Raw genomic sequence first — 23193 nt, forward strand, 5'->3', positions numbered from 1 at the left:
TAGGATTCCGCCCCCTCCCGCAAACGACCCCAAATGGGGAGGCTCACTGGTTGTGCTCGACCCTTCCAACGAGGTTGCGCCGATGGTGATGGAGCACCGGCGCAAGGCCGGCCGGCGTGTAATCGTCCTCGATCCGAAAAACGCGGGTTCGGGCTTCAACGCGCTCGACTGGATCGGTCGCCACGGCGGCACCAAGGAAGAGGACATCGCCGCCGTCGCATCATGGATCATGAGCGACCGGCGTCCGCGATGACTTCTTCCGCGCATCTGGTCTTCAGCTTCTGACCGCGATGATCGCCGATGTCTGCCTGTCTGGGCATACGGATAAGAAGCATCAGACCCTGCGGCAGGTTCGCGCCAATCTCTCGGAGCCGGAGCCAAAGCTTCGTGCACGCCTGCAGGAGATCTACGACAATTCAGCCTCCGACTTCGTGAAAGAAAATGTCGCCGCCTTCGTCAACATGACGCCCGAGACCTTCTCCGGCGTCTACGCCAATGCGATCAAGGAAACGCATTGGCTGAGCTATACGAACTACGGCGCGCTGGTGTCCGGTTCCAGCTTCTCCACCGAAGCGCTGGCCGATGGCGACACCGACGTCTTCATCAATATCGATCTCAAGACTTTGGAGACCCATGCCGGCCTGGCGCGGGTTATCATCGGTTCCTTCCTCAATGCGATCTACAATCGCGATGGCGCGATCAAGGGCCGGGCACTGTTCCTCCTCGATGAGGTCGCAAGGCTCGGTTACATGCGGGTGCTGGAGACGGCGCGTGATGCCGGCCGTAAATACGGCATCACGCTCACGATGATCTATCAGTCGATCGGCCAGCTGCGCGAAACCTATGGCGGACGGGATGCCTCCAGCAAGTGGTTCGAGAGCGCCAGCTGGATTTCGTTCGCGGCGATCAACGATCCGGAAACCGCAGACTATATCTCACGCCGCTGCGGCACGACGACAGTCGAAATCGATCAGGTCAGCCGCAGTTTCCAATCACGCGGATCCTCTCGAACCCGCTCGAAGCAGCTTGCCTCGAGACAGCTGATCCAGCCGCACGAAGTCCTGCGCATGCGCGCTGACGAGCAGATCGTATTCACCGCCGGCAACGCGCCACTCCGGTGCGGTCGTGCGATCTGGTTTCGCCGATCGGACATGAGGTCCTGCGTCGGCGAGAACAGGTTTCAGCAGGGCGAAGTGGTTGTCGACGACCCGGTTTCGCCCGAACCGATCTGAACGTAAGAGGACCCGTCAATGCGATATTGGGAAGCCTGTGAGGCTCAGGTTACGGCCGAGGAGGCGATCGAGGAATGCCGCATCCGTCAAGTGGCGGCGGCCGTCCGAGAAGATGACAAGGCATTGGTCGATGAAGCCACTGGCGAGGTCATTGCTCATGCCGATGGGGAGGGCGAATATTATGGCGCAGATATCCTCGGCTATCTCGGGTACTGATGAGTGCTGCCGCGACCGCGAGAGGATCGTGACCCGAACGGGCGAAGACCGCTTGCAGGCTTCATTCGTCGTGGCGAATAGAGCCGTACGCCGAAGCGGATCGCCCAGGACCTCGCCCTTGGAAAGCTTCACCAGATTGAATCGATCACCCAAAACACATTCATAATTGTCGTTGGACCGTGGACTCCGAACGCGCGATTCTCGGCCATGATCGCACAGCCGTACCAGCTCTATGTCGAACGCAAGGACCACGCCAAGAACATGGCTCGCTTCTATTCGATGTCGATCGACGCCAACCTGTTCGGTGAACTTTGCCTGACCCGGCGATGGGGCCGGATCGGCGCCAAGGGCCAGACGTTGATCCATCACTTCGAGCGGGAGCAGGATGCGTTTGCCCTGTTCCTGGACCTAACTCGACAGAAGCGCGCCCGAGGCTATCGAACGAGGTCAGCCGCCGCCCGAGAATCTGATAGTGCCGCTCCTTCTATCGTCATCGAGCTTGGGGCAAATAGGTGAGACAAATTTTGACGGGCGCCATTTCCGCCACCGTTCTGCTAGGGGCCATCTCGGCTGTCCCGCACGTTGAAGCGGCGCAATCCGGTCAATTCGCAAGGTTCCAAAAGTGTGCGTCCGGCGCCCGTTACAACTGCGTCGTCGACGGTGATACGCTGTGGATCAGCGGCCAGAAGGTGAGGGTTGCCGACATCGACGCCCCGGAGATCAGCACCCCGAAATGCGCCTCGGAACTGGCACTCGGCAACAAGGCAACAGACCGGTTGATCGAGCTCGTCAGCGAAGGGCCATTCCAACTCCAGGCGTGGCCAGGCCGCGATACGGATCGCTACGGTCGTGAGCTCCGTGTTCTTGTCCGGGACGGGCGAAGCCTCGGCGATCGGCTGGTCTCGGAAGGCCTGGCGCGGACCTGGTCGGGACGCCGCGAACCGTGGTGTTGAGGAACCGGCTCGCCGGAGCGGGCCGGTAGCGCCTTACGGGCGCCGGTTCCAGGCTGTCTCGAAGTTGAGTTCGATGTCGACGAAGAAGAGGATCTTGATCGCGACCTTCAGACCGAACTTACCGTTGCGGAAGAAGTGACCGATGACCTTGCAGAGAGTGCGCAGGCGGCGGCCGGTAGCGGTGAGGAACTTGGCGAGCTGTTGCATGATGGTTCTCCTGTGATTGCGCTTCATCGCGGGGATGAGATGCGGACCGGGAAGGAGTGCTGCATCGGAACGACCGCAGCGAAGCGGAGGACCTGAGAACGACTGAATTTTGCTGCGCGAGGAAGCCAAGGCGGGGAAAATTCCGGCGGCATCAGGTTGCGGCACGACGCTCGAGACGCACCATCCCTGATGTCGATGAAATGGATCACAGAAGAACCGCGACAGTGCTGTCGGTTGCCCCTCAGTAAGGGGGCTCCCAATCGAAGGTCTCGCTCTGCAGGTCGACGGCTGCCGCAAGCTCCGCCTGAGCGACATCCAACTCGGCCTGGATCTGACGGCGTTCGCCGGCGTTACGAAGCTCGGCCCGCAGTTCCTCGATCTGGATTTCGATATCGTAGGTCATCGTCTGATCTCCTTGAGTGTGAAAGACGACGACAGCGGCCAGGAGGGGATGGCGGGGTCAGGGATCGCGCAAGCGACCGGCAGGGCCGGGGAGTGGGGGAGCCGATTTTCGGAGGGCGCCGTAGGCGGCTGGAGAAAATTGGAGGAACCGCTCATCCTTGAGACCGGCATGCGCGAGCGGCACACTCCCGGTTTCTGAGTAGCTATCCCTCCCTCTCGTGTGGCAGCAAAAAAGCCGGACCAGGCTCGAAGCCTGTTCCGGCTTTAGATTTTCGTGGAGGTTATGACCCCGGCCTTTCGGGCGGGGCCAGACTTCTCAGTCCCGGTTCGGACGGGACCAGATAAGCTGGAGTGGCGATGTCACGTTGTTTGATCAAGGTCGGAACAAGGCGCTTATGTGAGACGTCAGGCGGTTGCGCCGGTCACGGCTTTCCACTGCGCCATTGCGCGGATCCGATGGATGTGGATGGCGAGGGCTGAGTTTTTCTGGTGCGGGGGGACGAAGAGATTTCGGAGTGCCGAAAAGATCGATATGAACCGTTGCAAGCCGCCGACGGATCGAAATCCCTGCATCATCCGCTCCCGTTTTCGAAGCGGCACGTGAGAATTCTCGGCTCGATTGTTCAGGCCCTTGTGCGATCGATGTTCGACGGCGGGCATCACCTCCCGTCTTGCAGCACCATATGAGCGCAATTTGTCGGTGACGATCCGCTTCGGCGTCAGGCCTTGCTTCTTCAGCAGCCTGACCAGCAATCGCCTGGCGGCTTGGGTATCGCGGCGGGCTTGAACGATCTCGTCGAGAACGTAACCGTCTTGGTCAACGGCACGCCAGAGCCAATGTTTGCGGCCGCCGATGGAAATCACCACCTCGTCCAGATGCCAGATATCCTTTCGCGAAGGCCTCTTTCTGCACAACTGCCTGGCATAAGCCGTTCCGAATTTGCGACCCCATCTCCGGATCGTCTCATGGGAGACGACGATACCGCGCTCCAGCAGCATCTCCTCGACCATCCTCAGGCTCAAAGGGAACCGAAAATACAGCCAGACCGCACGGGCGATGATCTGCGGTGGAAAGCGGTGGTTCTTGTAGCTTACGGCCGGACTGTTCATCCCAACCCATTATCCGACAACCGTTAAGCCGCTGACAACGTGACATCACCCCGGGTACTTGTGCTACATCGAGACGCGGCGGCGACAGCGACAACGGGTGGCAAGGCATGCTGGACATCGAGAAGGACACTGCGAAGAGAATCATCGACGCGCTGGCGGTCGCCATCGACGGCAAGCCCTCTTCGGCGAAGAGCTTCAACCAATTCCCCTACGAGGACCTCGCCGACTACGGCAACTGGGGTCAGGACAACAATGACTCGAAGAGGGACACGCCGCGCACGGGGGCGCTGTTCATGGCCTACCTCGTCTTCTCCGGCGGACGCATCCCGCTGCGCGGCATCGAGATGCACGGGACCTATTTCCGGCCGGACGTCTGGGTCGCGGGTGCGCTCGTCAAGAAGGGCTACCTGACCGTCGACGAAAGCGCGCAGGAATTCGTGGTCACCCAGGACGGCTGGGGCTTCGTCGCCGACACGCTGGAAGGCCTCGGGAAGTAGCGCCATGCAGTATGCCCTGATCGATGGGGAACGGCGCGAGTCCTTTCCGGGCGGCAGGGGAGTCTGTCCGACGTGCGGATCGGCTATGATTTCCAAGTGCGGTGCGCGCATCATGCATCACTGGGCGCATTTTGGCCGCAGGAACTGCGATCCATGGTGGGAGAACGAGACGCCGTGGCACCGCGAATGGAAGAACAGGTTTCCCGAGGAATGCAGGGAGATCTCTCATGTGGCGCCCGACGGGGAAATCCACCGTGCCGACATAAAGACCCCGTCCGGGATCGTTATCGAGGTGCAGCACTCGGCGATGACGGATGCGGAACGGCTGTCGCGGGAAGCCTTCTACGGGAACCTGGTGTGGGTGGTCGACGGTAGCGTCTTCAAGCAGAACTTCGACGTCTATCACGAACTTCCGGCTCCGGAGTCCGAGCTGGGTCAGGACCTCGTGTGGGAGAAAGCCGAGCGGCACATGCACGGCACGATCGTCGGGATGTGCGTCCGGCTTTCCGAGTGCAGGCTTGAGAACCCGGAGGCGACGAAGGCGCGCGCCCGGGGCGGGACCTGGCTCTTCATGCACGAGATCAGGCAGCAGGTGATCGAATCGTATCGAGGGCATCATCAATACGACTGGGTCCGCCCGCGCCGGACATGGCTGGATGCGACCTGTCCGGTCTACATCGACCTCGGCGGTGACTTCATGGCCCGGCTCGAGACCTATGACGAGTCTGGCCTCCCGTGCATCTACTGGGTGTGGAAGCGCAGGTTCGTCCGCGACGTGATGGCGAAGGCCGACGCTCGAGCCGTTGCGGTCAGGGTCTTGCCCATTCCGGCCACTACCGACCGAACGTAGCCTCGAACGCGTCTGCGAGCCGCTGCGATGCGTTTGGGTACGCCTTAACGGGGCGCACGCCCGCGTACAGGCCGAAGCGATCCCGAAGGCGAAGGTGGGGCGAGATCTCAGTTCCATCTTCGTAGCGGACGGAAGGAAGATCGATCGCGTCTAGAAAGATCGCATCTGCAAGACCGCAACGCTCTTCGCCATCGACTTCTATGTCTCGGCTTGCCGCCGTTCTAAGCTCGACTTTGTACAAAATCGGTTGTGATTTCGGGCGCTGCTGAGCAGCTCGGGTGAATCAATTCGCCGCAGGTTTCGGCCTTGCACCTTTCGTTTGGTCGGATTCGAACGGATGGATGAGCGAACAACAACATGATCGTAGCAGTGAGCCGGGAGACGCGGTCCCCCACATCCTTCGCCAATGGCTGTCGCCATTTCGTTTCTGGTTTACCGCGCCGAGTTGGGAGCATCTGCTGGTCCTGGTGATGGGTGCGCTCCTTTCGCCTGGCAAGCGAACTGTGACGGCCTGCTTGCGGATTACCGGTCGTGCGAAGGCAAGCAATTTTGCCGCCTATCATCAACTCCTAAACCGCGCCCGCTGGAACCCCCGCCTGTTGGCGGCCCGCCTGCTATCCATCATCGTTGCCAGGTTCGTGCCCGTTGGCCCCGTCGTGATCGGGATGGACGATACAATCGAACGGCGTTGGGGCCAACGCATCGCCGCTCGTGGCATTTATCGTGACCCGGTGCGCTCAAGCCACGGGCACTTCGTCAAGGCAAGCGGCCTGCGCTGGTTGAGCTTCATGGTCCTTTCCCCTGTCCCATGGGCCAAATGCATCAAAGCCCTGCCCGTGTTGACGATCCTGTGCCCCTCTGAGCGTCATGATCAGAAGAAGGGCCGAAAGCACAAGCTGCTGACGGATTGGGCAAGGCAAGGCGTCTTGCAGCTTTGCCGCTGGCTGCCGGACCGCGAAATCATCTTTGTCGGCGATAGCAGCTTTGCCGTTCATACACTGGCTGCGGCTCTGCCCGGCACGGCCACTCTCATCACGCGGTTGCGTCTGGATGCCAGTCTCTTTGCTCCACCGGATCAGAGGCACGAACATTCTCTGGGGCGACCGGCGCAAAAAGGCAGGCCATTGCCGAAACTGAAAACGCTCCTCAAAGACACGAAGACCGAGTGGCAACGCATCGTCGCATCCTCTTGGTACGGCAAGCAAACCGACAAAACCCTTGATGTCACCTCAGGAACCGGCCTCTGGTATCGGCGTGGAACGCCCCGAGACCAATTCGCTGGGTTCTCGTTCGAGACCCGTCAGGCCGTCGTGAACCCCAGGCGTTCATGAGCACCAACGTCAACCTTGAGCCCGCTCAGATCATTGCCTACTTCGTTCGGCGCTGGCAGATCGAGGTCACCTTCGCCGAAACCCGTGCGCATCTTGGCGTGGAAACCCAACGGCAGTGGAACGACAAAGCCATCATGCGCACGACACCGTCGCTGCTGGCGCTCTACAGTCTCGTGACACTCTGGGCATGCGAAATGCTTGGCCGAGGCGCTCTTCCCTATGCTGCAGCATGGTACAAGAAAACAGAGTTCACCTTCTCCGATGCCATCGGCGCGGTTCGCATGGTCCTGTGGGGCCAGGACATTTATCGACAGTACCCGCCAGACCCGGACGTTCCTCAAATTCAACCAAACCGACTCAAGCGCATGACACAAGCCCTTTGCTTCGCCGCATAATGTACAAAGTCGAGCTAAGAGAATCAGTGATTGTCAAAGTCATTATAGGGGGTCGCCAGCACGACGCTGGCATAGACCTCAAGCAGGCATTGTGTCGTGGGATCGATTTCCTCGACAAAACGAAATTCCATCGTGCGAATGCGTGCCTTTGCAGCCCTAAAGGCTTCGTTGAATGCTTCGTTTGATGATAGTCCTTTGCGGCTTTCTGGGCCGGTTTTATAAGCAGATTTTAGGAATCCTGTTGCTTCCCGTGCAAGCTTGAAGGCGAAGGGAGCATCATTGTGGTTCGCGCTCGGTCGGGAGTGATCGCCATAGCGCCCTCGCATCCTACCTGTCCTTCCCACGTACAAATGGGTGCCGTTTTCCGAGAAGAGGTAAACGCCACTGCTGGGGACGACCTTTGGTAGCTTGCCCGTCACCACGGGCTCCATGAAAATCAGTTGATCGAATTTCGGATGCAGCGCGTCCGCAAACTTACGAAACTTTTCGTCCACCGCTTATTCCTTCGCCCGATCGTCACTTTTAAAGCATGCAAGCGCAAACGCAAATCGACATCGATATCAAGTTCAGCAGCTCTTTTGCAGCGGATAAGAAAAAATTCCTCTTGACGGGGAACCGTCGACCGGTGCTCTGCTTTTGTTCTCGTGAAAGGAGTGGACATGCGCAAGCCGGAAACCATCGAACGGCTCTATTTGGATTTTGACGGCTTCTTCGCGAGCGTTGAACAACAGTGCGACAGGCGCTTGCGCGGCCGGCCGGTCGGCGTCGTTCCCTTCGAGGGAACAGACCGAACGGCCGTGGTCGACAGCGACACGATATAGAAGCCGAGATCGCCACCATCGGCTTCCGCATAGATGCGGTTGGAGATCACCTTGCGAAGCGTGAACAGCCGCCGTTCGAATTCGTCGCTGCTCGCGGCCTCCCGGCCAGCGCCGATGAACACCTGGACATGGTGCGGCTCGGTCGCGGCGATGTCGGGCGCTTTGGAGAGCGAGGAATTGTCGACCGGCACGTCGCGGAAGCCGAGCAGAATTTGCCCTTCCTCGGCCACAGCATGGCTTCGAACCCAGCAATCGTTCGACGCGCGGTGATGAAGGATCGGAAGCTGCCGATCTTTGGCATGTTCTTCTGCCAGAAGGTTTCCGGCAAGAGCTGGAGATTTGGCATGGCGGATGGCGCTGATGGGCCGTGGCTTGCGACAATAGCCGCTCACTCGAACCAGCCTTTGTAGAAACCTCAATGTTCACAAACACGCGCAATGAACGGGATGGAGGCGGCGCATACATTGAATTTTAAGCGAATCGTCTGCTTTGAGCTTTTTTGGCTAGTTGGCATGTTTGTTGCTCACCGAGTTGAAGCTTGAGCCGCATTTCGGGGTTACCGTGATCTTCCGGTCGAAGCGTGGGGCCGTCTAAAAATCCTGGTATGGGATGGCACCGGAATGGTGCTGACCTACAGCATTTGACCTTAACTGAGTGCAATAGAATACCGAGCCGAACACCATTGTCACGAATTCGACAAGCCCCGCGTCAGGTTGTTGACACAACCATTCTTATTTTTTGAGGCTATTCAAGAAGGCTCGGCAGATACGCCTTTTCTTGAACAGACTTTAAGGGACTGGCATTGAAATTGCACGGCTAGTACAGTTAAAAACGCAGGAAGGAGAATAAGCCGGTGGATAATACTTGGTTCTTCGATGAGACGCTCGCCGACGCGGACCCCGAAGTCGCCCTCCACATCGCTGCCGAGGAAGCGCGCCTACGTGGTCAAATCGAGCTTGTTGCGCCAAAGAACTACCTCAGCCGGGCTGCTCGTGAAGCCATGAATTCGATGGTCGTGTTTGCGACGATTGAAGGTTACCCCGGCAAGAGATACCACGCTGGCGTCGAGAACTTTGATGCAATCGAGCGGTTGGCGATTGAGCGGGCGAAGGCGATGTTCGGGGGAGGGCATGCAAATGTGCAGCCTCATTCCGGTACCCAAGCGAACCAGGCGGTTTATTTCGCGACCTTAAGCCCTGGCGACACCGTGCTGAGCATGGACCTCGCCTCTGGGGGCACTTGAGTCACGGGCTCAAATCCAACTTGTCAGGTCGATGGTTCAACACCGTTTCTTACGGAACAACAGATGAAGGCTTCATCGATTACGATGCGATGGAGCAGCTGGCGCGTGAACATCGACCGAAGCTCATAATCGTCGGGGGTTCGTCTTATCCACGAGCAATCGACTTCCAAAGGGTATCGGCGATCGCAGCCGAGGTAGGCGCAGCGACCTTGGCGGATGTCGCACATTTCTCTGGGCTAATCGCAGGCAAGCAGTACCCGAGCCCATTTCCGCACATCGACTTCCTGACATCCACGACCAACAAAAATCTACGCGGCCCTCGCGGAGGTCTGGTCGTTTGCCGCGATGCGGCCATGGGTCGGAAGATCGATTCAGCAGTGTTCCCCGGTATCCAAGGCGGGCCGCACCCGAACGTGATGGCGGCCAAGGCTGTTTGTTTTGGCGAAGCGCTTAAACCCGAATTCGCTGAATATACAAGTCGTGTGCTGAACTGCGCGAGGACGTTGGCTTCCGGTCTCAGTTCGCGTGGCTACCAGATTGTCACCGGAGGAACAGACACTCCCTTCGCGATGGTCGATTTGAGGAATAAGGGTTTGACCGGCGATGTTGCTCAAAACGCGTTGGAAGATCACGGTGTAACGACCAACCGCAATCTCGTTCCACATGATACAGAATCTCCCAACGTGACCTCGGGTCTTCGGATGGGAACGTCTGCGATTGCCGCTCGAGGCATGGGAGAGGCCGAGGCTTCCGAGCTAGCAGAACTCATAGCGGATGTTCTCGATCGGGTTGGAGGCGTCACCCCCGGAAGCTCCGTCAAGATTGATCCCGCAATCGCCGGAAAAGTTTCAGCCATGGCATCAACGTTTCCACTGTACCCCAACAATACAAAGTTGCGGCGGATTTGATGCGCACATGCAGCGCAGTCCGCTCCACTTACGCGCCCAATGGGCCAATGGCGCTGATGGGCCGTGGCTTGCGACAATAGCCGCTCACTCGAACCAGCCTTTGTAGAAACCTCAATGTTCACAAACACGCGCAATGAACGGGATGGAGGCGGCGCATACATTGAATTTTAAGCGAATCGTCTGCTTTGAGCTTTTTTGGCTAGTTGGCATGTTTGTTGCTCACCGAGTTGAAGCTTGAGCCGCATTTCGGGGTTACCGTGATCTTCCGGTCGAAGCGTGGGGCCGTCTAAAAATCCTGGTATGGGATGGCACCGGAATGGTGCTGACCTACAGCATTTGACCTTAACTGAGTGCAATAGAATACCGAGCCGAACACCATTGTCACGAATTCGACAAGCCCCGCGTCAGGTTGTTGACACAACCATTCTTATTTTTTGAGGCTATTCAAGAAGGCTCGGCAGATACGCCTTTTCTTGAACAGACTTTAAGGGACTGGCATTGAAATTGCACGGCTAGTACAGTTAAAAACGCAGGAAGGAGAATAAGCCGGTGGATAATACTTGGTTCTTCGATGAGACGCTCGCCGACGCGGACCCCGAAGTCGCCCTCCACATCGCTGCCGAGGAAGCGCGCCTACGTGGTCAAATCGAGCTTGTTGCGCCAAAGAACTACCTCAGCCGGGCTGCTCGTGAAGCCATGAATTCGATGGTCGTGTTTGCGACGATTGAAGGTTACCCCGGCAAGAGATACCACGCTGGCGTCGAGAACTTTGATGCAATCGAGCGGTTGGCGATTGAGCGGGCGAAGGCGATGTTCGGGGGAGGGCATGCAAATGTGCAGCCTCATTCCGGTACCCAAGCGAACCAGGCGGTTTATTTCGCGACCTTAAGCCCTGGCGACACCGTGCTGAGCATGGACCTCGCCTCTGGGGGGCACTTGAGTCACGGGCTCAAATCCAACTTGTCAGGTCGATGGTTCAACACCGTTTCTTACGGAACAACAGATGAAGGCTTCATCGATTACGATGCGATGGAGCAGCTGGCGCGTGAACATCGACCGAAGCTCATAATCGTCGGGGGTTCGTCTTATCCACGAGCAATCGACTTCCAAAGGGTATCGGCGATCGCAGCCGAGGTAGGCGCAGCGACCTTGGCGGATGTCGCACATTTCTCTGGGCTAATCGCAGGCAAGCAGTACCCGAGCCCATTTCCGCACATCGACTTCCTGACATCCACGACCAACAAAAATCTACGCGGCCCTCGCGGAGGTCTGGTCGTTTGCCGCGATGCGGCCATGGGTCGGAAGATCGATTCAGCAGTGTTCCCCGGTATCCAAGGCGGGCCGCACCCGAACGTGATGGCGGCCAAGGCTGTTTGTTTTGGCGAAGCGCTTAAACCCGAATTCGCTGAATATACAAGTCGTGTGCTGAACTGCGCGAGGACGTTGGCTTCCGGTCTCAGTTCGCGTGGCTACCAGATTGTCACCGGAGGAACAGACACTCCCTTCGCGATGGTCGATTTGAGGAATAAGGGTTTGACCGGCGATGTTGCTCAAAACGCGTTGGAAGATCACGGTGTAACGACCAACCGCAATCTCGTTCCACATGATACAGAATCTCCCAACGTGACCTCGGGTCTTCGGATGGGAACGTCTGCGATTGCCGCTCGAGGCATGGGAGAGGCCGAGGCTTCCGAGCTAGCAGAACTCATAGCGGATGTTCTCGATCGGGTTGGAGGCGTCACCCCCGGAAGCTCCGTCAAGATTGATCCCGCAATCGCCGGAAAAGTTTCAGCCATGGCATCAACGTTTCCACTGTACCCCAACAATACAAAGTTGCGGCGGATTTGATGCGCACATGCAGCGCAGTCCGCTCCACTTACGCGCCCAATGGGCCAATGGCGCTGATGGGCCGTGGCTTGCGACAATAGCCGCTCACTCGAACCAGCCTTTGTAGAAACCTCAATGTTCACAAACACGCGCAATGAACGGGATGGAGGCGGCGCATACATTGAATTTTAAGCGAATCGTCTGCTTTGAGCTTTTTTGGCTAGTTGGCATGTTTGTTGCACATTAGAGGTCGGGCGGCGGTTAACAACTGAATTTGCCGCTCTGGAGTGTCAGCGTGATCAATGAAGCCAAGGAAGGAAGCACAGTCTCGTGAAAGCTCGTCACTTAAACTGAGAAGTGGTCTTTGAAGTTGTTCCGGTTTCACAATCAATGAGGACTGTCAAATGCAAGATTCAAAACTACTTTCGGCCGCACGAGAAGTTCTATCCAAGTCGGATTTGGTTCTTCTTGCTGGAGGTTCATCAACTGAGCGCGGAGGCTCTCTTGAAACCAAAAATGCACTATTGCCATACCTTCAAAAACTTTGCCGTTCAGTTGAAGTTGTGGACCCAGACGAGGTGGATCACTTGCTCAGTGCCGTCCGCCAATGCGACTTCGTGCTAAATGTTGTGTATGGCGCGGGAGGCGAAGACGGTAGGATCCAGGGATTCCTTGACACCCTACGTGTTCCATATTCCGGTCCATCAGTCCTAGCCTCTGCAATTGGAATGAACAAAGAAGTCTTTGTCGCATTGCTTCGAGCTTGGGGCTATCCAGTCCCTTACGGCCGTTTGGTAACAACGCTGGAAGATCCGCGCACCTGGCCAGGCGAACTCCAGCAATCGAAGGTGCTGGTCCTGAAACCAATTGATGAGGGGTCCAGCCTGGGAATCAAGATGTTGGATGGCCAGGCTGCATCTGCGGAGGCAATTAGCCAAATTGAACCTTGTGACCGCTCCAGATGGCGCCTTGAAGAATTCATCGAAGGAGCATCCGGTACCGTCGGTATCTTTCAGGTTGGCCCTGAGTTTGTTATTGGCGATGCCGTAGTGTTCGACATTCCAGACGGCCGGCGTTTTTTTGATGACCAGCTGAAGATTCGTCCCAAATCCAGGATACTCCATGGACCGGCGGCAGAACGTGTCCGCAATGATGCCCTGATGCTTTATAAGCAATTGAACTGCAAAGGGCTTGTACGGTTAGACTTTATCTACCGCGACAGTGCCCCCGTCTATCTAGAGGCAAATACAATTCCAGGGCTGCACCCTGACAGTACTGCGCCACTCTCCTTCCTATCGCGGTTCTCATTCGAAGACTTCCTCACACTGAGCACTGCTGCACAAATCCCCCCCGGGCAGCTAATGGTCTAAATTTGGTTGGGTAATGCATGTGTCGATCATTGTGACGAGGTACGCGGACGGGCGTAACGCAAGTGGTTTCCTTTTAATTACAGACCCTATCAAGCTGGACAGAACAAAATGACACACATCAGCTTCCTTTCGTGCCCTCCACCAAATGCCTTGCTTGGGCATTGGCCGTTCATCAAGATGCATGGCCTGCAGAACTATTTCGTGATTTTAGATTCGCGGAACGGACCAAAATGTCTCGATCAGGGTGACATCGTCCGCATCTGCGATAGCCACACCGGTGTGGGAGGCGAGCAACTGCTCACCATTGAGCACGCCTCACACGAGGGATACAAGGCCGGTGCCTACGCGGCGATGAGGATCTTTAACACCGATGGCAAGGAGGTCGGCGCGTGCGGCAATGCCACTCGCTGCGTAGCACATCTACTCCTCGAGGAGACCGGCGGGGACGAGGTGCAGATTGAAACGCGAGCAGGCGTCCTTCACTGCCGCAAGGCGGGATCAATGCAGATCAGCGTCACGCTCGGGCCGATCAGTATGGACTGGCGCAGAATTCCCTTGGCCAACTATGTTGATACACTTCACCTACCCCTGCAAAGCGGACCACTAAAGGACGGTGTCGCACTCAACATTGGCAATCCGCATGCAGTCTTCTTCGTCGATCAACTCGAAGAGCTTGATATGGCGCACTATGCGCCCGTGGTGCAGAATGATTCGCTGTTTCCCGACGGCGTTAATGTGGGTGCAGCCGAAGTTCTCGACGAGCAGACGCTGCGACTTGCCGTCTGGGAGCGACCTGGGATATTGACCAAGTCATGTGGAACCGGCGCGTGCGTTGCCGCGTACGCTGCACTGAAACGAGGCCTCATGACCTCCAGCAGAATTGTCGTTCACCTTTCAGCTGGATCGCTGAAAATTGAGATTTTGCACGGAGACATGGCTGTCATGACCGGACCAGTCGCGTTTTGTTGCCATGGTTTTATAGAAGGGGGCAAGGTCATATGGAATCATTGATAGCTCAATGCCTTGTCGAATGATGGAGGTTTGAATTGGGCCGTCGTCGTATCTGGGCAGGAAGCGTCCGGCTTTGTGCTCGACAATAAGTGCGGATCGTGGCTGGACGCGCTTTCGAGAACATCATACCGCGGCCACGCTCGCTACCCATCCAACGATCGTGATTTCTGAAATGGTAGGAGGTTGAAATATTTCTGAAAGCCGACGGAACAAAGGTTTGGCTGCGCAGTTCCAGCAGACTGCCATATCTAGTGCTGGGAGGCGTTATCGAAAGCTCAGAGGACTATGAAATAACTAGATCAAGGCTCATGCAGGTCTACGAATTAACTTCCGGTATCGCGTCTGACGATGCGTTCCTCATGCAGGAGTTTGAGGATAGAGGCGCCTTGGTCTTCTGCATGCGACCCGACAAAAACTGCGCCTTACTACTCTTGGGAAAATTTGATTACGGATTGGAAAAGCAGAAATCCGGGATGGACAAGCGGAAACATGATGCGGTGTTAGCAAACCTCTTCGGCGTGTTCAAGAAGAGCGCAGATGAGATCGCGCGACAGGTCGGTACGATCCGCTTTGATTATGTGCAGACGGAGCTCGCGATGATTGCCGGCTGAAGAATGGGCGTGCGCTAATTCTGGTTTGGGCGTGTCGCAAGCTGGACTTGCTTCGGAGAAGTGGAGAGGCATTTTCAGATCATGCGGCCAGTGTCTCGAACTGTGCGGGGCTTAGGTAGTCAAGCGCCGAGTGCCGCCGGGTGGGATTGTAGAAGCCATCGATGTAGCGGGCAATGGCAATTTCGGCCTGATTTCGCGTCTGATAGATGGTCCTCCAGATAAGCTCTGATTTCAACGTCTTGAAGAACGTTTCGACCATGGCGTTATCATAGCAGTTTCCCTTTCCTGACATCGAGATTAGGATGCCATTGCTGCGCAGCAGGGCCTGATAGTCAACTGAACAATATTGACTGCCGCGGTCGGAGTGATGGATCAGGCCAGGCTTTGGTCGACGCATGATAATGGCTTTTCGAAGAGCATTGACTGCCAGTTGGCGATGGAGCCGATCACCGGTATCCCAGCGTATGCGCCGCCTACGCCCCATTGATTCCGCATGTTTCTGAACATTGAGGTTTCTGCAGAAGGTTTTCGGCAAGAGCTGGAGATTTGGAATGGCGGATGGTGAGGGATTTGTTGGGCGATGCGAAGTTGTCGAGCCTCGTCGTGGAAACCGGCGATGGCCCAATGATCTGAAGGCGCGGATTGTAGCGGAGAGCCTTCAACCCGGTACGCGGGTTGTTGATGTTGCGCGTCGCCATGATCTGCTTGCGCACCAGCTATCGGACTGGCGCCGGCAGGCGCGTCAGGGACTTCTGGCGCTGCCTGCGGAACTGATGGCAGGGGTTCCTTGCGAGGATAGCGGAGCATTCGTGCCTGCCTTTGTGCCCCTGGCGATTACGACGGAGCCGAAGGAGGCTGCATCACCAATACCGGAGCCGGTCGAGATCACTTCGGGGATCATGACAGTAGAAATAGGCGCAGACCTCCTGGTGCGGGCGATGCGAGGGACGGCATGATCGTCGCGGGCCAACGATTGCCGATCCTGATCGCGACGCGGCCGGTGGACTTCCGCTGTGGCCACCAGGCGCTGGCATTGATGGTGCAGACCGAGTTGAAGCTTGATCCGCATTCCGGCGTCACCGTGGTCTTCCGGTCGAAGCGCGGCGATCGTCTGAAAATCCTGGTATGGGATGGCACCGGAATGGTGCTGACCTACAAAATCCTGGAACAGGGCAGTTTTGCCTGGCCCAAGGTGCAGGATGGAACGATGCGTCTTTCTCGGGCTCAATACGAAGCCTTGTTCGAAGGATCGACTGGCGACGAGTTATGGCGCGGCGGGTAACAGCGCCGAGTGCGGCAGGATGACTCACCTGCTTGATTTTGGCATTGTTTTATTGGGCTTTTCTGCTTCGATTTGCTATGAAGACGCATGTCGCAACCGATCGATCTCAGCCAGTTCCCGGACCTTCCTGTCGAGGTATTGAAAGCCTTTGCGGCGGTGCAGTTCGAGCTGTCGGTCGAGCGTGCGGCACGCCAGCATGAGCAGGCGGTGGTGGCCGAAAAGGACGCCTTCATCAGCGAGCTGAAGGAATTGATCGAGAAGCTGGAGAGCCAGGTTCAGGATTACCGCCGCACGAAGTTCGGGCCGAAATCGGAAAAGCTCGATCCGGCGCAGATGGAACTGGCGCTGGAAGACCTTGAGACGGCGATTGCCGAAACACAGGCCCAGATCGCTGTTGTCGAGGGAAAGATCGCGGCCAGCGGATCCGATCCCGAAAAGGCCGTCCCGCGCAAACAGCGCAAGGCGCGCTCGCTGCCTGAGCACCTGCCGCGAGTCGAGCGGGTGATCGAGCCCGATAGCATTGCTTGCCCCTGTGGTTGCGGCAACATGGTGCGGATCGGCGAAGATCGGACGGAACGGCTCGATCAAATTCCGGCTTGCTATCAGGTGATCGTCACGATCCGCCCGAAATACGCGTGTCCCAAGGGCCGCACCGGCGTGGTTCAGGCCAGGGCGCCGGCACATCTGTTGGAAGGCAGCTGGCCGACCGAAGCCCTGTTGGCGCAGATCGCCGTGTCCAAGCCTTCCGAACATATGCCGCTCAACCGTCAGGCGACAGTCATGGCCCGACACGGAGTGCCGATCGACCGCACGGTCCTGGCCGATTGGATGGGGCGGACGGGTGCTGCGATCGCGCCGGTGGTAGACCGCATGGCCATGCTCCTGAAACAGGGCAGTTCAAGACTTTATGTCGACGAGACCACGGCCCCGGGTGTTGGATCCGGGCCGCGGCAAGACGAAAACTGGCTATCTCTGGGCTATTCTGCGCGACGACCGCGGCTGGAACGGATCTGCGCCGCCGGGCGTGGTGTTCCATTATCGGCCGGGGCGTAAAGGCGAATATGCCGCAGAAATCCTCGACGGCTTCGACGGCACGATCCAGGTCGATGCCTATGGCGGCTACTCCCATCTCGCCACGCCAAAACGCACGAGTGGCGATCCGTTGAGGCTGGCCTTCTGCTGGGCACATGGCCGCAGAAAACTGATCAAGTCCCAGCCGAAGAAGGGTTCGCCCATCGTCGACGAGGCGTTGTTGCGCATCGCCGCTCTCTACAAGATCGAGGACAGCATCCGAGGTTGTGATCCCGATCATCGCCGGGCTATCCGCCAGAACCTGTCCCGCTCGCTGGTGGACGAGTTCTTCACCTGGCTGACAGCTCAGGCCGCGCGCGTCTCGCGCAAGTCCGACCTCGGCGAAGCCATGGCCTATATGCTGAAACGCCAGGACGGCTTCCGGCTATTCCTCGACGACGGCTGCGTCGACATCGACTCCAACCTCGTCGAAAATGCAATCCGCAGCCCAGCCATGAATCGCCGCAACGCGCTGTTTGCCGGGCATGACGAGGGTGGCCGTAATTGGGCCCGTTTCGCCAGCCTGATCGGCACATGTAAGATGAATGGCGTTGAACCATATGCCTACCTGCGCGATCTCTTCATCAGCCTCGCAAATGGCCACCTCGCCAAAGACATCGACGCCCTGATGCCCTGGGCCTATGCGCAACGGATCAGTGCCTCATAATGACCTCGTCCGGGACTCCTCGACGAGCTCACAGAACCACCAGCAAGCAAAAGACCTGACCGTTGCAACCGCATAATCAATGGGACGGAGACGCCGCATACCTTGCGGGCAGCACAGTGTCCAATTGGCCTTTCCGTAATGCCAACCAGGACGTGGAGATCGACGGGTGCACGGTCCGCTGCGGTGACGCCGTTCTATGCGACTAACGGGGATGAAAGGCCATCGGTCCCGGCGGCGACAGGTTCGATGTCACCTATGCTTGGCGGTATTAGGCTCACCAGGTTCTGCACAATCGCGAAAGCAGCGCCCTCCAATACTCCATGCGCGACCGGCTGGCCGCGCTTGGCTGGTCGCATATAGAGAGACGCCTTTTGTAGTTCGGCCGCCGGTGGCGTGATCCGCGCTGGATTTGACCGTATGGTGGCGAAATCTGCCTTGGCAAGGTTGACAGTGGCCGCGCGTGAGATTTAGCGCGTCGCCCGAAACAGCTGGGACTGGCAACAACTCATCGAGATTTGCGGTGTTGTCGATACCGTTCCTGGTTGCCCAGGAAGCGGTTTATGCGCCCCACCAGGGCAACGACCGCCTGCTCTTGGGTTTAAAGGGCAGTTCCAACGAGCATGAGCTCGTCGATCGACAGGGATCGTCTTCTAATAGCCGACGTTCCGGCACACCCGTTCCAAGGTTTGCACGACCTCGATAGCTGTGACGTGGATCAAGCGCGGGAAGATACCCTGAGAAGGTATCGCCCACCGTGGATCCCGAGGCACCTTCATCACTTTGCTTCCAGAATGAACGCCTTCTGAGCGTCCTACCTTCATCGTCTTCCGTTCCTTCCCTAGCCAGGATGCAACCGGGAAACTCTAGCTAAAACTGGTCCGGTTTGAAGGGCCAGATCAGGCGACGAAAGGCCTGCTCTGCTCCGATGGAGCCGGTAAGTTTGTTGGCGCGGCAAGTGCTTGTTGGCTGTTGAGAGTTGACAGGCCCAGGCAACTGGTTTAGCCAGTGACGGGATAACAACGATATAAAGACAATAAAACGTCACGAGGAAATTCATGCTACAAACGGCCAGTTTCCAATTTCCAGACGACAGGATATCGCGCTCGTTGTCCTTGGGCGAGGTTGCCGAGATTCTCGGCGTGTTCCCCCGCTGTTCGTGCGGTGGAGTATCTGGCGCCGACAATCGCCGCATAGGACGTCTTCTACAATGCCGCCTTAAGTTAGCGGCCGCCGGGAGCGCCTGCCGGTCACCTTCCGCCCTTTCATCACATAGAGAGTGAGGTGCCGTCATGTCCGGACAATCCTTGCCGACGCTGCCGATGTGGCGCGTCGATCACATCGAGCCCTCGCCCGAGATGTTGGCGTTACGCGCCAACGGTCCGATCCACCGCGTGCGCTTCCCGTCAGGGCATGAAGGCTGGTGGGTGACAGGCTACGAGGAAGCTAAGGCGGTACTGTCCGACGCGGCCTTTCGGCCCTCGGGAATGCCGCCGGCGGCATTCACCCCGGCTACGGTGATTCTCGGTTCGCCGGGGTGGCTGGGCTCGCACGAGGGCAGCGAGCATGCCCGCTTACGCACGATCGTGGCGCCGGCCTTCAGCAACCGCAGGGTGAAGCTGCTCGCGCAGCAGATCGAGGCGATCGCCGCGCAGTTGTTCGAGACGCTGGCGGCCCAGCCCCAGCCCGCCGACCTGCGACACTACCTCTCCTTTCCGCTTCCGGCCATGGTCATCAGCGCGCTGATGGGCGTACCCTACGAGGATCACGCCTTTTTCGCCGAGCTGTCCGACGAAGTGATGACGCACCAGCATGAAAGCGGCCCGCGTAGCGCGGCGCTCCTGGCCTGGGGAGAATTGCGCACCTACATTCGCGGCAAGATGCGAGGCAAGCGCCAGGATCCGGGCGACAACCTGCTGACGGATCTGCTCGCGGCGGTTGACCAGGGCAAGGCGACCGAGGAAGAGGCGATCGGCCTGGCCGCGGGGATACTAGTGGCGGGGCACGAGAGCACCGTCGCACAGATCGAATTCGGCCTGCTGGCCATGTCCCGCCATCCGCATCAGCGCGAACGCCTGGTCGGCGATCCATCCCTCGTGGACAAGGCGGTGGAGGAAATCCTTCGCATGTACCCGCCGGGCGCGGGCTGGGACGGCATCATGCGCTATCCGAGGACGGACGTGACGATCGCGGGCGTCCATATTCCCGCGGAGAGCAAGGTGCTGGTCGGCCTGCCGGCGACGTCATTCGATCCACACCATTTCGACGACCCGGAAAACTTCGACATCGGACGCGCCGAAAAACCGCACCTGGCGTTCTCCTACGGGCCGCACTACTGCATCGGCGAGGCGCTTGCCAGGCTGGAACTCAAGGTGGTGTTCGGTTCGATCTTCCAGCGCTTCCCCACGCTGCGCCTGGCCGTGGCGCCCGAAGAACTGAAGTTGCGCAAAGATATTATCACTGGCGGGTTCGAGGAGTTTCCGGTGCTCTGGTGATGCGCGGACACCACCGGGAATCGCGATCTTTCCGCAATTTGCCGGCGCACCCGGCGCGCGCCAGAGCATTGCTCGCACAAGGGCCTGAGCAATCGGGCGTAGAACTCTCATCAACCCGTCCGACGGCGGGAAAGGATCATGAAGCGCTTCAAGTCAGCGCGACAGCTTCAGCGTTTCGTTTCCGTACACGACCCGATCGTCAACCTCTTTAACGTTCCCCGCCACGATTTTCCATCCACCCACCATCGAGAACTGCGAGCAGCGGCCATGCAAGCATGGCGCCTAATCGCGCGCCTTCACGCCGATTGAACCAAAGCCTCACTCCCAGATCTTGTCTTCGCAGCGTTAAGTTTACAGTGCCGTGTGGTGAGGTCTAAAGAGGATTATGGGCAATCGGTCAGAAACAGGATCAGAAGAATTATTAGGTTGATGAGTACCCAGAGCACGTCTAGCCGGATTGCCCCGCGACGTGTTGAAGTCGCTTTTTGAGGCCGGACACACGTCAGAACCCGACCACATGCCGGTCCGGAAGTAAGATTTTGCTTGCATTTACCGGGCGTCCACACACGTCGACCTGGAGAATGCCGACGAAGCCGTCGAGATGAGTCATCGGGCGCTCAGCTTTGCGGTCCGGTGCATAGACATAGACGACACCGGGTGGATCGGTTCCCAGCCATGGTCTGTCGTCGCGGGCATAAGCCCAGAGCTGACTCGTCTTGGTCTTACCGCGCCCCGGATCGAGCACCGGCGCGGTCGTCTCGTCGGCAAAGAGCTTCGAAGATGCATCTGCGGCCGGTTCATCAACGGTTGCTCGACGTGTTGAAGACAATCCGGTCGGATCAACCATACGTTCTTACTCAATGGTTCGTCAGAATTCCTGTCGACGCTGCCTGAGGAGCGCCAACAGGTTCTTTTTTCAAACCGCTTCCACGGAGCCACGCCCTTGTATTCCGCCAGGATCAGCAGCAAGCGCTCCAAGTTCTTTCCGCTTGACCTCGTGCGGGAGAGGCTCTCCCTCTACGAAATTCAAAGCCTGCTCGATCAAATCCACAGCCCGATCGTTGTCGCCGCTCTCATCGTAGTAACGGGCAATCGTCTCGTAAGACTCAGCGCGTGAGAGAGCATCCTGCTGCGGGTACAGGCTCAGGATTCGTTCGGAGATCTCCTTGCCCATCGAAAAGCGTTCCGCAGATGGAAGGCCCGAGTAATCATAGAGACCGAAGAGTTCTTGAATCGCCGCGAGAAGCCAATCTTCAGAGTTTCGTTCAATTGGATCGCGAGCAAATTGGCCCAACGCCATCCAGCCCGAATCCATGTCGCGCATTCCTCCGATCAAATCCCGACATGCCATTTGCGCAAGGAGAGGCTGTCCGGGATCAGGTTGGTGCCCTCTTCACTGGCAGAGAGCGCCGTCTCCCAATCCTCAATCTCCGCAGTCGCCCGAATTCGATCACGAAACGGTTTCTCTGAAACATGCATCTCGCCTTCAGCAATGCGCTCCTTTTCGACATTTTTTGCTTCCGCGCTGGCGTGCCAGCTGCCGTCAATCACTTTTGGCAAAACGTCCTCGAGCGAGTCCGGGTGGCCGATAATGCAGATGCTGCCGTCTCGGTCGACAATAAACACCCGTGGATATCGGAAAGACAGACTGGCATCCATCCAATGCTTCCATTTCGCCTGAGTAGTCGAACGCGATCCGAATGTTCGAATGCGGGAGCCATTGGTTACCCAATGGCGCACCCGAGCTCTAGCCTTGTCAGCTGTTGCAGCTTTTTCATCTGCTGCAACTTCGATGACATCAACTCCGATGTCGCTGTAATTCTCCTACAGCTGGGCCAGGCGGGCCAGCGCCGGCCCGCAAGCTTCGCAGGTAGTCGAAAAAGAAATCGAGGATGGATATCTTGCCGAGCTGGAAATTGGAAAGCGGATCGCCGCGCAGCCAGCGCTGCACTTTGATCGACGGGGCCAGAGGCCATGTCTTGTTCTCCACAGTGTTCGTGCGCCAGGAACGCGGAATGTGCAAGGCCCTGGGTCAGATCGAACGATGTAGTGGTTCTTGCCGGCAGGCGGCTACTGAGAATGATCTGTAGTTTCTCACCATCGCGCCTCCGCGGGCAAAACTTCCGAGCCTCTTTCGGACGGGCTGAAGCGAGATAAGCACGGAGTTCGCTGATCTGTCGAAGCGTATAGGAGCGTCGCGGCTCCGGTGTTGGCCCCGGCCCATCAATTACAACTGATGCAGATAACTGTCCGACTCACCGAGAATCTCGGCGACCTCGCCCAAGGAGTACGAGCGCAAGGTCATGTCGTCTGGAAATGAAAATATGAGAGCTGCGCCCCGCGCGCGTATGCGATCCTAGAGTTCTTTGCCATGGCGCTGGATGCGCCCCGACGCATCCGTTTGAGAGCGGTAATTTTTGAAATGCAGCATAAGTGGCATCATGACGGTTTCCGAATATGCGACGTGTCTATCCCGTCGGGGAGTAAATCAATTGCCTGTGCCAATAACCGTCAACAAACACTTTGCCGCCCCAACAAACTTATGGGCTCCATCGGAGCAGGCCCTTCGACGGCGGGGGGTGGTCGAGATCCTGGGGGCCACACGCGAGGAACCACCCGGGAAGCCGCAGCCACGGCCTTGATAGCGTGATTCACTCACTGCCACGATACAGGCTGAGGAACTGATGACCGTTAAGG

Annotated in this window: 19 protein-coding genes and 12 pseudogenes; 20 read left to right on the top strand and 11 right to left on the bottom strand. The window is 57.9% G+C overall.

The features are described 5' to 3' along the window. Positions 1-31: 31 nt before the first annotated feature. The 4 genes and pseudogenes from N2599_RS36870 to N2599_RS36885 all read left to right on the top strand — a co-directional run. Positions 32-1232 (top strand): annotated as a pseudogene (locus tag N2599_RS36870) (type IV secretory system conjugative DNA transfer family protein); the annotation flags it as partial. An 18-nt stretch (positions 1233-1250) separates the two neighbouring features. After that, complete coding sequence (locus N2599_RS36875; RefSeq protein ID WP_084606762.1) at positions 1251-1448, top strand: hypothetical protein; 198 nt, start codon at positions 1251-1253, stop codon at positions 1446-1448. 207 nt (positions 1449-1655) lie between these two features. Then, positions 1656-1964 carry a WGR domain-containing protein gene (locus N2599_RS36880; RefSeq protein ID WP_027513811.1) on the top strand — a complete coding sequence of 103 codons (309 nt, stop codon included), beginning with the start codon at positions 1656-1658 and terminating at the stop codon, positions 1962-1964. Then, positions 1961-2401, top strand: coding sequence for a thermonuclease family protein (locus tag N2599_RS36885; protein ID WP_027513812.1), 441 nt, complete (start codon positions 1961-1963; stop codon positions 2399-2401). Before N2599_RS36880 ends, N2599_RS36885 begins: the two co-directional genes overlap by 4 nt. A 33-nt stretch (positions 2402-2434) precedes the next feature. On the opposite strand, the gene N2599_RS36890 is transcribed toward N2599_RS36885, so the two are convergent. The 3 genes and pseudogenes from N2599_RS36890 to N2599_RS36900 all read right to left on the bottom strand — a co-directional run bounded on the left by N2599_RS36890 (position 2435) and on the right by N2599_RS36900 (position 4166). Further along, positions 2435-2608 (bottom strand): hypothetical protein, encoded by a 174-nt coding sequence (locus N2599_RS36890; protein WP_167333955.1) that lies wholly within the window; start codon positions 2606-2608, stop codon positions 2435-2437. Positions 2609-2849: 241 nt separating this feature from the next. Next, positions 2850-3011, bottom strand: a complete 162-nt coding sequence (locus tag N2599_RS36895; protein ID WP_167333956.1) for a hypothetical protein — start codon at positions 3009-3011, stop codon at positions 2850-2852. A 404-nt stretch (positions 3012-3415) separates the two neighbouring features. Further along, a pseudogene (locus N2599_RS36900) lies at positions 3416-4166 on the bottom strand (IS6 family transposase). A 61-nt stretch (positions 4167-4227) separates the two neighbouring features. Between N2599_RS36900 and N2599_RS36905 the strand changes: the two are divergent. The 4 genes from N2599_RS36905 to N2599_RS36925 all read left to right on the top strand — a co-directional run bounded on the left by N2599_RS36905 (position 4228) and on the right by N2599_RS36925 (position 7193). Beyond that, complete coding sequence (locus N2599_RS36905) at positions 4228-4617, top strand: hypothetical protein (protein ID WP_027513953.1); 390 nt, start codon at positions 4228-4230, stop codon at positions 4615-4617. Positions 4618-4621: 4 nt separating this feature from the next. Continuing rightward, complete coding sequence (locus tag N2599_RS36910; RefSeq protein WP_027513954.1) at positions 4622-5467, top strand: competence protein CoiA; 846 nt, start codon at positions 4622-4624, stop codon at positions 5465-5467. 341 nt (positions 5468-5808) lie between these two features. Then, positions 5809-6798 carry an IS701 family transposase gene (locus N2599_RS36920; protein WP_260308682.1) on the top strand — a complete coding sequence of 330 codons (990 nt, stop codon included), beginning with the start codon at positions 5809-5811 and terminating at the stop codon, positions 6796-6798. After that, complete coding sequence (locus tag N2599_RS36925; RefSeq protein ID WP_260308684.1) at positions 6795-7193, top strand: hypothetical protein; 399 nt, start codon at positions 6795-6797, stop codon at positions 7191-7193. Before N2599_RS36920 ends, N2599_RS36925 begins: the two co-directional genes overlap by 4 nt. A 23-nt stretch (positions 7194-7216) precedes the next feature. On the opposite strand, the gene N2599_RS36930 is transcribed toward N2599_RS36925, so the two are convergent. Beyond that, the gene (locus N2599_RS36930) at positions 7217-7687 is read right to left on the bottom strand and encodes a hypothetical protein (protein WP_027513962.1); all 471 of its coding nucleotides are present in this window, start codon (positions 7685-7687) and stop codon (positions 7217-7219) included. Positions 7688-7852: 165 nt separating this feature from the next. On the opposite strand from N2599_RS36930, the pseudogene N2599_RS36935 reads away from it, so the two are divergent. Then, positions 7853-7996 (top strand): annotated as a pseudogene (locus tag N2599_RS36935) (Y-family DNA polymerase); the annotation flags it as partial. Here N2599_RS36935 and N2599_RS36940 read toward each other — a convergent pair. Both N2599_RS36940 and N2599_RS36945 read right to left on the bottom strand, forming a co-directional pair. Beyond that, positions 7984-8259 (bottom strand): annotated as a pseudogene (locus N2599_RS36940) (hypothetical protein); the annotation flags it as partial. The pseudogenes N2599_RS36935 and N2599_RS36940 sit on opposite strands and share 13 nt — an antisense overlap. Continuing rightward, positions 8229-8324, bottom strand: a pseudogene (locus N2599_RS36945) (IS6 family transposase); the annotation flags it as partial. The pseudogenes N2599_RS36945 and N2599_RS36940, both read right to left, overlap by 31 nt. A 543-nt stretch (positions 8325-8867) precedes the next feature. On the opposite strand from N2599_RS36945, the pseudogene glyA (N2599_RS36950) reads away from it, so the two are divergent. From glyA (N2599_RS36950) to N2599_RS36970, 5 genes and pseudogenes are all read left to right on the top strand, one after another. Beyond that, positions 8868-10165: pseudogene (glyA, locus tag N2599_RS36950) on the top strand (serine hydroxymethyltransferase). Between the two features lie 549 nt (positions 10166-10714). Beyond that, complete coding sequence (gene glyA / locus N2599_RS36955; protein WP_260308663.1) at positions 10715-12013, top strand: serine hydroxymethyltransferase; 1299 nt, start codon at positions 10715-10717, stop codon at positions 12011-12013. Between the two features lie 383 nt (positions 12014-12396). Beyond that, entirely contained in the window at positions 12397-13362 is a 966-nt protein-coding gene (locus N2599_RS36960) for a D-alanine--D-alanine ligase family protein (RefSeq protein WP_084606789.1), read from the top strand. A gap of 108 nt (positions 13363-13470) precedes the next feature. Beyond that, positions 13471-14373 (top strand): diaminopimelate epimerase, encoded by a 903-nt coding sequence (gene dapF, locus N2599_RS36965; protein WP_051336866.1) that lies wholly within the window; start codon positions 13471-13473, stop codon positions 14371-14373. 308 nt (positions 14374-14681) lie between these two features. After that, positions 14682-14984 (top strand): hypothetical protein, encoded by a 303-nt coding sequence (locus N2599_RS36970; protein WP_245209345.1) that lies wholly within the window; start codon positions 14682-14684, stop codon positions 14982-14984. 79 nt (positions 14985-15063) lie between these two features. Here the strand turns inward: N2599_RS36970 and N2599_RS36975 are convergent. Beyond that, positions 15064-15459, bottom strand: a pseudogene (locus tag N2599_RS36975) (IS3 family transposase); the annotation flags it as partial. 76 nt (positions 15460-15535) lie between these two features. On the opposite strand from N2599_RS36975, the gene N2599_RS36980 reads away from it, so the two are divergent. From N2599_RS36980 to N2599_RS37005, 6 genes and pseudogenes are all read left to right on the top strand, one after another. Then, positions 15536-15940 (top strand): transposase, encoded by a 405-nt coding sequence (locus tag N2599_RS36980; RefSeq protein WP_375714169.1) that lies wholly within the window; start codon positions 15536-15538, stop codon positions 15938-15940. Beyond that, the gene (tnpB, locus tag N2599_RS36985; RefSeq protein WP_260308665.1) at positions 15937-16266 is read left to right on the top strand and encodes an IS66 family insertion sequence element accessory protein TnpB; all 330 of its coding nucleotides are present in this window, start codon (positions 15937-15939) and stop codon (positions 16264-16266) included. Before N2599_RS36980 ends, tnpB begins: the two co-directional genes overlap by 4 nt. Positions 16267-16353: 87 nt before the next feature. Continuing rightward, a pseudogene (gene tnpC, locus N2599_RS36990) lies at positions 16354-18004 on the top strand (IS66 family transposase). A 284-nt stretch (positions 18005-18288) separates the two neighbouring features. Beyond that, a pseudogene (locus tag N2599_RS36995) lies at positions 18289-18632 on the top strand (recombinase family protein); the annotation flags it as partial. A gap of 661 nt (positions 18633-19293) precedes the next feature. Continuing rightward, entirely contained in the window at positions 19294-20496 is a 1203-nt protein-coding gene (locus tag N2599_RS37000; RefSeq protein WP_027513763.1) for a cytochrome P450, read from the top strand. Positions 20497-20559: 63 nt separating this feature from the next. Then, positions 20560-20805: pseudogene (locus N2599_RS37005) on the top strand (IS6 family transposase); the annotation flags it as partial. Positions 20806-21064: 259 nt separating this feature from the next. On the opposite strand, the pseudogene N2599_RS37010 reads toward N2599_RS37005, so the two are convergent. The 4 genes and pseudogenes from N2599_RS37010 to N2599_RS37760 all read right to left on the bottom strand — a co-directional run. Next, positions 21065-21280 (bottom strand): annotated as a pseudogene (locus N2599_RS37010) (IS66 family transposase); the annotation flags it as partial. A 132-nt stretch (positions 21281-21412) separates the two neighbouring features. Beyond that, a complete protein-coding gene (locus N2599_RS37015; RefSeq protein WP_245209337.1) occupies positions 21413-21811 on the bottom strand; it encodes a hypothetical protein in 399 nt (132 codons plus the stop codon). Positions 21812-21828: 17 nt separating this feature from the next. Beyond that, on the bottom strand, positions 21829-22155 hold the full coding sequence (locus tag N2599_RS37020) for a hypothetical protein (RefSeq protein WP_027513766.1): 327 nt from the start codon (positions 22153-22155) through the stop codon (positions 21829-21831). A gap of 347 nt (positions 22156-22502) precedes the next feature. After that, positions 22503-22927 (bottom strand): annotated as a pseudogene (locus tag N2599_RS37760) (plasmid partitioning protein RepA); the annotation flags it as partial. Positions 22928-23193 lie beyond the last annotated feature (266 nt).

Origin of the sequence: Rhizobium sullae (assembly GCF_025200715.1) — a bacterium.
Classification (GTDB): domain Bacteria; phylum Pseudomonadota; class Alphaproteobacteria; order Rhizobiales; family Rhizobiaceae; genus Rhizobium; species Rhizobium sullae.

Bases quoted from the DNA above. Each gene is read 5' to 3' on its own strand.
- N2599_RS36875 (WP_084606762.1), top strand. From the start codon at position 1,251: ATGCGATATTGGGAAGCCTGTGAGGCTCAGGTTACGGCCGAGGAGGCG.
- N2599_RS36880 (WP_027513811.1), top strand. From the start codon at position 1,656: ATGATCGCACAGCCGTACCAGCTCTATGTCGAACGCAAGGACCACGCC.
- N2599_RS36890 (WP_167333955.1), bottom strand. From the start codon at position 2,608: ATGCAACAGCTCGCCAAGTTCCTCACCGCTACCGGCCGCCGCCTGCGC.
- N2599_RS36895 (WP_167333956.1), bottom strand. From the start codon at position 3,011: ATGACCTACGATATCGAAATCCAGATCGAGGAACTGCGGGCCGAGCTT.
- N2599_RS36905 (WP_027513953.1), top strand. From the start codon at position 4,228: ATGCTGGACATCGAGAAGGACACTGCGAAGAGAATCATCGACGCGCTG.
- N2599_RS36910 (WP_027513954.1), top strand. From the start codon at position 4,622: ATGCAGTATGCCCTGATCGATGGGGAACGGCGCGAGTCCTTTCCGGGC.
- N2599_RS36920 (WP_260308682.1), top strand. From the start codon at position 5,809: ATGAGCGAACAACAACATGATCGTAGCAGTGAGCCGGGAGACGCGGTC.
- N2599_RS36925 (WP_260308684.1), top strand. From the start codon at position 6,795: ATGAGCACCAACGTCAACCTTGAGCCCGCTCAGATCATTGCCTACTTC.
- N2599_RS36960 (WP_084606789.1), top strand. From the start codon at position 12,397: ATGCAAGATTCAAAACTACTTTCGGCCGCACGAGAAGTTCTATCCAAG.
- dapF (WP_051336866.1), top strand. From the start codon at position 13,471: ATGACACACATCAGCTTCCTTTCGTGCCCTCCACCAAATGCCTTGCTT.
- N2599_RS36970 (WP_245209345.1), top strand. From the start codon at position 14,682: ATGCAGGTCTACGAATTAACTTCCGGTATCGCGTCTGACGATGCGTTC.
- N2599_RS36980 (WP_375714169.1), top strand. From the start codon at position 15,536: ATGGCGGATGGTGAGGGATTTGTTGGGCGATGCGAAGTTGTCGAGCCT.
- tnpB (WP_260308665.1), top strand. From the start codon at position 15,937: ATGATCGTCGCGGGCCAACGATTGCCGATCCTGATCGCGACGCGGCCG.
- N2599_RS37000 (WP_027513763.1), top strand. From the start codon at position 19,294: ATGTCCGGACAATCCTTGCCGACGCTGCCGATGTGGCGCGTCGATCAC.
- N2599_RS37015 (WP_245209337.1), bottom strand. From the start codon at position 21,811: ATGGATTCGGGCTGGATGGCGTTGGGCCAATTTGCTCGCGATCCAATT.
- N2599_RS37020 (WP_027513766.1), bottom strand. From the start codon at position 22,155: ATGGATGCCAGTCTGTCTTTCCGATATCCACGGGTGTTTATTGTCGAC.